This window comes from Xanthomonas sp. SHU 308 (assembly GCF_000364645.1).
Lineage (GTDB): Bacteria > Pseudomonadota > Gammaproteobacteria > Xanthomonadales > Xanthomonadaceae > Xanthomonas_A > Xanthomonas_A sontii.
In genome coordinates this window covers 1-1,551 of the sequence record NZ_AQOK01000817.1, presented here as the reverse complement: position 1 = coordinate 1,551, position 1,551 = coordinate 1, and the positions used below count along the sequence as shown (strand labels likewise).

1 protein-coding gene and 1 pseudogene are annotated in these 1,551 nt (G+C 74.7%); both read left to right on the top strand.

The features are described from left to right. A pseudogene (locus D588_RS0121535) lies at nt 1-341 on the top strand (beta-N-acetylglucosaminidase); the annotation flags it as partial. A 428-nt stretch (nt 342-769) separates the two neighbouring features. Continuing rightward, nucleotides 770-1,551 (top strand): FAD/NAD(P)-binding protein (locus D588_RS0121530; protein ID WP_017917476.1); only part of this gene is annotated, 782 nt, incomplete at its 3' end.

Below are 1,551 nucleotides of genomic sequence, written 5' to 3'. Positions count from 1 at the left end.
TGGGCCGCGCCGCCGACGACCTGGTGGCGGCACCGCAGCGCATCCGTGCCGGCACCACCACCGGCGCGTTCGTGGCCGAGGCAGCTCCATGGCTGGACGCGACCGCGCTATGGGGCCGCGCGCTGCGCCTGAGCGTGGACGGGCTGAACCAGGCGCTGGCCGGCGATCCGGCGGCCGAGCAGGCCTTCGCCACCGCCGGGCAACTCGCCGCGCAGGCCGCGGCGATCCCGTCCATCCCCGGTGCCACCCGTTTCGGCGGCCCGGTCAAGGTCGCCGACGGCGTGCTCGACACCTTCGTCGCCGATGCGCCGGGCCTGGTGCAGCGTCCGCCGGCGCGTTAGCGCCCGGATCGGCGCACCACGGCGCTCCTTGCCGACGGCTCACCTGTTGCGTGGCGCACGCCGGGTCCGGCGCGGCACCTTGCCGATGCGGCCCGCGCGGTGTCCGACACGAGGCGGCGGGCGGCGTCGTTGCCGGCGAGAACGCGCGGAGCTTGATCGGCCCCGTGGCGACGCCGCGCGAGGAGGCCGCAGCCGCGAGCCGCGAGGGTCGCGCCGTCGGTACGTGCGGACCGAGCGCTTCTGTGTCTGCCGCGGCGTCAGCCGCCTTCGGCTCGGCCTTGCCGATCGCCGTGCAGCCTGGCTCATGGACATCGCCCATGTGCTGATGCCGCATTGCCATGGCGATCGGCGCACGCATTAACCGACGGTTTACACCTCCGGCGGACATCCCGGGCACAAAGAACGCCCGACCGGCCAAGGTGCGAGCCATGCGAATTGCGATCATCGGCGCAGGATTCTGCGGCAACGTGCTGGCCGCGACGCTGGCCAGGCAGGGCGCCGCCCGCCACATCACCCTGGTCGGCGTGGCCGACACCTACGGCCGCGGCATCGCCTACGGTGCGGCGCGGCCGGAACACGTGTTGAACGTGCGCGCCAAGGACCTGGGGGTGGATCCGCAGGAGCCGGGCGGCTTCGCCGACGCCCTGCAACTGGATGCCGCGCAACGCCTGCAGTTCCTGCCGCGGCTGCTGTACGGCCGCTACCTGCAGCAGCACCTGGACGACGCGCTGGCGGCGTCGCCGGTCGAGGTGGCGCGGGTGAGCGAGGAGGCGGTGGCGGTGGAACGCGATCCGGACGGCTTCCGCCTGTTCCTGGCCAATGGCGAGGCCGTGGTCGCCGACGTGGTGGTGCTGGCGATCGGCGCGCTGCCGCCGGCGGCGCTGCCGGGCATCGGCCCGCGCCTGGCGGTGCATCGCCGCTACATCGGTTGGCCGTGGCAGGACGGCGTGCTGGACGAGGTGCCGCCGCAGGCGCGGCTGTTGCTGGTCGGCACCGGCCTGACCATGGCCGATGTGGCCTTGACCCTGCGTCGGCGCGGACACCGCGGCCCGATCACCGCGCTGTCGCGGCGCGGCCTGGCGCCGCAGGCGCACCTGGCGGTGCCGGGCGCGCCGGTGAGCCTGCCGCCCAGCGTCGTGCAGGCGCTGCGCAGCCACGACCTGCGCGGCCTGGTGCGCAGCCTGCGCCAACTGACCACGGTGGTGGAGGA